Annotated in this window: 4 protein-coding genes and 1 pseudogene; 2 read left to right on the top strand and 3 right to left on the bottom strand. The window is 74.4% G+C overall.

Annotation, left to right across the window (positions count from 1 at the left end; all coding sequences use genetic code 11):
• A pseudogene (locus ACH443_RS15865) lies at nt 1-1720 on the top strand (hypothetical protein); the annotation flags it as partial.
• Nucleotides 1721-1808: 88 nt separating this feature from the next.
• On the opposite strand, the gene ACH443_RS15860 reads toward ACH443_RS15865, so the two are convergent.
• From ACH443_RS15860 to ACH443_RS15850, 3 genes are all read right to left on the bottom strand, one after another.
• Nucleotides 1809-4136, bottom strand: coding sequence for a 5'-nucleotidase C-terminal domain-containing protein (locus tag ACH443_RS15860; protein WP_430590840.1), 2328 nt, complete (start codon nt 4134-4136; stop codon nt 1809-1811).
• Between the two features lie 79 nt (nt 4137-4215).
• Nucleotides 4216-4611: a DUF3817 domain-containing protein gene (locus ACH443_RS15855; RefSeq protein ID WP_430590839.1), complete on the bottom strand. Its 396-nt coding sequence runs from the start codon at nt 4609-4611 to the stop codon at nt 4216-4218.
• Nucleotides 4612-4742: 131 nt separating this feature from the next.
• On the bottom strand, nt 4743-5315 hold the full coding sequence (locus tag ACH443_RS15850; RefSeq protein ID WP_430590838.1) for a hemerythrin domain-containing protein: 573 nt from the start codon (nt 5313-5315) through the stop codon (nt 4743-4745).
• A gap of 49 nt (nt 5316-5364) precedes the next feature.
• On the opposite strand from ACH443_RS15850, the gene ACH443_RS15845 reads away from it, so the two are divergent.
• Nucleotides 5365-6210 carry an endonuclease/exonuclease/phosphatase family protein gene (locus ACH443_RS15845; RefSeq protein ID WP_430590837.1) on the top strand — a complete coding sequence of 282 codons (846 nt, stop codon included), beginning with the start codon at nt 5365-5367 and terminating at the stop codon, nt 6208-6210.
• Nucleotides 6211-6222 lie beyond the last annotated feature (12 nt).

Here is a 6222-nt window from a genome sequence, read left to right as displayed (position 1 = left end):
TTCCGAGCTCTCCGGCAAGCTCCCCCAGCTGGTCGACGGCGCAGCCCAGGTCGCCGCCGGAAACGCCAAGGCCGCGGACGGCGCGAACGCTCTCGCAGGCGGGTCGGAACTGATCGCCGCGGGAAGCACGAGGCTTGCCACCGGCTCGAGCGCCCTCGCCTCGGGCGCCTCCAACCTCTCGTCCGGTGTCGGCCAGCTGTCCGCGGGAATCGACAAGCTCGTGACGTCGGGCGGCGAGCTCGGCACGGGAGCCAAGAGCGTGGCGAGCGGCGCCTCCCAGGTTTTCGAGGGCACGACCGCCCTCGTCGGGCCCACGGAGACACTGAAGGACGGGGCTCGGCAGGCCGCAGACGGCGCCTCATCACTCGCCGGAGGGTCCGAGGCCCTGGCCCAGGGAGTCGCCAAGGCCGCCGACGCGAGTCGTTCGCTCGCCACGGGGCTCAAGTCCGTTGACGCGGGTGCCGGACAGGTCGCTGGTGGCAGCTCGGACCTGGCGAGCGCGCTCGCCGACCTCGCCGCCTCGACCGAGGACCCCGAGCTCACCGCGAAGTTGACGGCCCTGACGGAGAAAGCCAAGGGCCTGTCGGCCGGCGCCGCCCAGGTCGCAGGTGGTGTCCGCGGCGCGCGCGACGGTGCGGCACAGCTCGCCGGTGGGTTCGACGGAGAAAAGGGCCTCGTCGCGGGGTCGACGGCCGTGCAGACCGGCGCGGCCTCCGTGGCGAACGGCACGGAGTCGATCGCGTCCGCCGCTGGACAGCTCGCCGACGCCGCCGTCCGTCTCAACGCCGGCGCGAAGCAGGTGGACGCAGGGGCTGCGCGGGTCCGGGACGGGATCGGCGCTCTCCTTGCAGGCGGTTCGGAGCTCCAGGCAGGCGCCGCCTCGGCTCGTGAGGGCGCGACGGCGCTCGCCCAGGGATCGTCGGATCTCGACTCAGGCGTGACGACGTTGGCGGGCAAGACCGCCGAGCTGAGCGACGGTGCAGCTGAGCTCGCCGGCAAGCTCCCCACGCTCGCCGACGGAGCCGCCGAGGTCGCCGCCGGCACCGTCCGCGCCGACAACGGCGCAGCCGCGCTCGCCAGCGGGCTCCCCGCGCTCGCCGACGGAGCCGCCGAGGTCGCCGCCGGCACCGTCCGCGCCGACAACGGCGCAGCCGCGCTCGCCAGCGGGCTCCCCACGCTCGCCGACGGAGCCGCCGAGGTCGCCGCCGGCACCGTCCGCGCGAATGACGGTGCGGCTGAGCTGGCAGGCAAGCTGCCGGATCTGGTGGACGGCTCGGCACGGGTCTCGTCGGGAGCAGCTCGCCTGACGACCAAGCTCGGCGAGGCGCAGAGCGGGGCGGGTGAGCTCGAGACGGGTCTCGGCAAGCTGGCGGACGGCGCGGACGACGCGGCGGTCGGCATCCGCAAGATCGACACCGGCGCGCAGGACCTCGACAAGGGTGCGGGGACGCTGGCGGACGGCTCGGTCGACCTCGCGGCCGGGGCGGGGCGCCTCGCCACAGGCGCCACCCAGCTCTCGGAGGGCAGCACGGACCTCGCGGACGGCGCGGCCACGCTTGCGGCCGGGACGACCGAGCTCGCGGACGGCACCGGCACGATGCGGTCCGAGATGGAGTCCAGCCCCGCCGGGGACGCCGCGCTCGGCGGCGGGATCCTGCTCGCCCTCGGCCTGCTGGCGGCCGTGGCCGGCGCCGCGCTGCACGTCCGACGTCGCGCCTGACGGCGCACCGACAAGCCGAACGGCCCGGCCCGATGCTCAGGGGAGCATCGGGCCGGGCCGTTCATGCGCGAGGTGTCGGGGCACCCCGTCACAGACTGCCGAAGATGACCTCCCACAGGCTCTTCACCCGGATGGTGGTGGTCGTCGTGGCGGCCTCGGTGGCGTCGTCGCCGGAGTAGCGCAGCTCCACCTCGACGGTGCCGGGCTTGAACGGCCCCGCCCACAGGCGCGCGTCGCCCTTCTTGTTCAGCGTGGCGGCGTCGACCTTCTTGCCGTCAACCGTCGCGGTGACCTTGCCCGTGGGCGTGCCGTCCGGCGTCTCGACCGACACCGCGAGGCGCACCGGCTGGAACCAGGCGACGGCGGTCTTCGGCGCGTCGACCGTGAGGGTCGGCGTGGCCTTGGCCGGCTCGGCCACCTCGATCGGCACGGTGACCTCGGTGCCGGTCGCCGCGCCGGACAGGGTGAGCGTCGCGGCGCCGGACGGGGCGTCCGCGGGGAGCTCGACGGCGACCGACGCGGTGCCGATCGTGTCGTACGGCTCGGTGCCCGCGGTGCTGTCCACGGCGGCGGTGCCGAGCACCCGGTCGCCGAGCGACACGGTGAGCTCCGGGTCGGTGACGTCCCCGGGGGCGGACATCGACCAGGAGGAGACGTCGAACGCGACGGTCGCACCGGGCTCGTACGCCTCGGGGGCGTCGGCCGGGAACGAGACGCCGACGGCGCGCTGGCCCGGGTCGACGGCGAGCGGCTCGCCGGCGGCGTGCGTCGCCATGTAGTCGACGAACGCCGCGAGGTCGGCCTTGCCCGTGTCACGGGCGTTCGCGCCGTCCGCGAAGGCGCGGAAGTTGTCGCCGCCCGACGCGAGGAACGAGTTCACCGTGACGGAGTACGACGTCGCCGGGTCGATCGGCTCGCCGTCCAGCCACATGCCGGTGATGCGGTCGCCCTCGGGCCGGTTCGCGTCGAAGGTAGAGGTGAAGCCCTCGGAGACGCCGAGCCGCAGGAACGGCCGCGACGGCACGTTGCCGTCCTTGTCGCGCTGCCACTGCTGCTCGAGGACCGTCTTGATCTGCTCGCCCGTGAGGTCCATGTTGACGAGCGTGTTGGCGAACGGCTGCACGGCGGCGGCCTGCTTGTAGGTGAGCGTGCGCGGGAAGGCGTCCGTGCCGGAGCCCACCATGTCGGCGCGCAGGCCGCCCGGGTTCATGAACGCGATCTGCGCCTCGCCGGACTCGGGGGCCTCGGTGGCCCACCGCTGCACCTCGGCGACGAGGTTGCCGAGCGTGGACTCGCCGCCGCGGTTCTCCGCGCCGGAGGACAGCTTGGCGCGGTTGAACGCACCGGCGATCTCGCCCAGCGGCTCCGCGCCGAGCACGTCGGCCTGCTTGACCGCGTCGGACACGATCGTCCCGACCGCCGGGTCGGCCGGGTACTGGCCCGCCAACGGCAGGATCCCCGTCTCGACGCCGACCGGCTCGCCCGTCGCGGCGTCCACCGAGTAGGTGAGCTGGTTGAGGTTGTAGCCGTACTGGCCCGCGGAGACCACCGGGCGCTCCGTCACGGCCTCGCCGGACCACGCATCCACCGGGAACCTGCAGTCGTAGGCAAGGTGCGTGTGCCCGGAGACGATGGCGTCCACGTCGGGGCTGACGTCGTTCACGATCTCGGCGAACGCGTTGTCCGCCGTCGGCATCGCCGCGCAGTCCGTGGACTCCGCACCCTCGTGCACGAGCATGACGACGAGGTCGGCGCCCTCGGCCTTGAGCGCGTCGGTCTCCTCGTTCACCGAGTCGACGATGCCGCGCACCTCGAGGTCCGCGATGCCCGCGGGGCTGACGAGGGCGGGCAGCTCCTCGGTGACGGCACCGACGAAGCCCACCTGCACGTCGCCGAAGTCCTTGATCCACGTGGCGGGGACGGCGTCGTCGCCGGTCGCCTTCATCTTGAGGTTCGCGGCCACGTACTGCCACTGCGCGCCGCCGTACGGGTTCGTCTCGGCGTCGAAGGGCGCCATGACGCGGTTCACCAGGTCGTCGTAGCCCTGGTCGAGCTCGTGGTTGCCGACCGCCGACACGTCGAGGCCCGCGGCGTTGAGGGCGTCGATCGTGGGCTTGTCGTGCTGGATGAACGACTCGAACGTGGACGCGCCGATGAGGTCGCCCGCGGCCGCGAACACGGTGTTCGGGTTCTCGGCGCGCAGCTGCTGCACGGCCCCGGCCAGCACCGCGGCGCCGGCCTCGGTGCCGTTCGCCTGGATGCGGCCGTGGAAGTCGTTGGTGGCGAGGATCTGGACGTCGACGATCGGGTCGGCGCTGGCGGACACGGCGCCGGCGGTGGCGATCCCCGCGAAGGCGAGGGTCACGCACGCGACGCCGGCGGTCCGCCGGCGTGCGAGGGGACGGACGAAGGACATGAGTGCTCCCTGAGGTGAGGAGATATCAGGGGCACCGTAGCGGCGCCGGGCGACGCCGGCGTGGCGGGCGGGGTAACGATCAGGAAACCGTCGCCTCGTCGCCGAGCCGGGTCTCGGCGGACTTCTCTGACGACACCGCCGACGGCACGCTCAGGTGGCCCGTGCGGCGCAGCCACCACTCGGCGAGCAGCGTCGTCAGGGGCGGGACGGCGGCCGCGAGCGCCACCAGCGCGCGGAACCAGCCCCAGCGGAGCTTCACCGCGGCGACCAGCGCCACCACCACGTACGCCACGAACGCCGCGCCGTGCAGGCGGCCGAACAGCCAGACGCCCGCCTCCGTCGTCTCCGTGACGTACTTGAGGAACATCCCGACCAGCAGGCCCGCCCAGGTGAACGCCTCGATCACGGCGACGACGGCGAAGACGCGGCCGACGACGGACAGCGGCGGGCGGGGGGACACGGGCGTGGCGGGCATGGGGGACCTCTCGGGCGGTGCGGGACGGCGGTGCGCCCAGTCTGCCCGACGTGCGCCGTCGTCCCACCCGACGAGGTGACAGCCCGTCGGCACCGTTCGGCGCGGCACTTCCTGGGCCGGTCGCGGACGGCTCAGGCGAGCGGCCCGAGGGCGGCGCGCCGGCCGGTCCCGGACAGAGCGGCGGCGAGGGCCGGCTCGTCGAGCGCGGCGACCAGCCGCTTCTCCTCGTACCGGAAGTGCGTCTCCATGACGGCGTCGATGCCGTCCAGGTGGCGGTCGAGAGCGGCGGCGTCCGCACCGGCGTCGACCGCGCGGGACAGCTCGCCGAGCAGGTGGTCGAGCAGCCGGTGGTCGCGCTGCAGCTCGGCGACGACGTCCGCGAGGTCGGGGCGCAGGTCGAGCAGGGCGGTGAAGACGTTGGCGTCCTCGCCGCGGTGGTGGCCCTCGAGCGCCTGGCAGAAGCCGTGGCAGTAGAGGCCGAGCAGGCGGCGCGGGTCGGCGCCGTCGGTCGGGGCGGGCGCGGCGTCGCCGGCGGAGTCGACGGCCTCGCGCGCGACCTCGAGGGCGTCGCGGAGGCGGGCGTGGACGGAGCGCAGCTCCTGGCCCCAGGCGACGAGTCGAGCGGTGTCGGTGTCGGCGTCGGTGTCGGTGTCGGCGTCGGGGCGGGCGGCGGTCGGGGCGGTGTCTCGGGAGGGGTCGGTCACGATGCGCCCGAACCTAGCAGCGGGCGGGTGCCCGGGTACGGTGGCGGCCGTGCCCGACACCCTCCCCGTCGCGCCCGACGACGCCCCGCTGGTCGGTGCGCCCGACGCCGACCTGCTGCACGTGATGAGCCTCAACGTCCGCTGCGCCATCGACGACACGCTCCCCGGCAGCCCGGACCACTGGCCGGACCGCGCGCCTCTCGTCGGCCGGCTGCTGGCGCGGGAACGGCCGACGCTGCTCGGCGTCCAGGAGGCGCACTTCGCGCAGCTCACGACCGTCACCGACGCACTGGGCGACGACTACCGGTCGGTGGGGCACGGCCGCGAGGGCGGCGCCGCCGGGGAGCACTCCGCGATCCTCTACGACGCCCGGCGGCTGTCGCTGCTGTGGTGGGACCAGTTCTGGCTGTCCGACACGCCCCGGCTGGCGGGCTCGACGTGGGACCACGTCTACCCGCGCGTCGTCACGTGGGCCCGGTTCCGCGACGAGCGCACGGGCACCGAGCTCGTGCACGTGAACTCGCACTTCGACCACGAGTCGGAGCCCGCCCGCGTGCGCAGCGCCGAGGTGGTGCGCGACCTCGTCTCAGGGTCCGGGCTCCCCGCCGTCTTCACCGCCGACTGCAACGCGCCCGCCGAGCGGTCCGCGCCCTACGACGTGCTCGTCACCGACGGCGGCCTGCGCGACACGTGGGTGGTCGCCGACCGACGGCTCACCCCCGACGTCGGCACGTTCCCCGACTACGGCGCCCCCGTGCCCGGCGGCGAACGCATCGACTGGATCCTGGCGTCGGGCGGCACCGAGGTGCTCGCGGCAGGTATCAACACCTGGCGCGGCGACGGTCGCTGGCCCAGCGACCACACCCCGGTCCAGGCGCTGCTGCGCCTGCCGTGACGTCGTCGGGCG

Origin of the sequence: Isoptericola sp. NPDC019571 (assembly GCF_044389385.1) — a bacterium.
Lineage (GTDB): Bacteria > Actinomycetota > Actinomycetes > Actinomycetales > Cellulomonadaceae > Isoptericola > Isoptericola nanjingensis.
The sequence above is the reverse complement of the archived record's forward strand: the minus strand, read 5'-3'. Positions and strand labels throughout refer to the sequence as shown.

What these genes read in the sequence shown, in the direction of transcription:
- ACH443_RS15855 (WP_430590839.1), bottom strand. Translation starts at nt 4,611, where the DNA reads ATGCCCGCCACGCCCGTGTCCCCCCGCCCGCCGCTGTCCGTCGTCGGC.
- ACH443_RS15860 (WP_430590840.1), bottom strand. Translation starts at nt 4,136, where the DNA reads ATGTCCTTCGTCCGTCCCCTCGCACGCCGGCGGACCGCCGGCGTCGCG.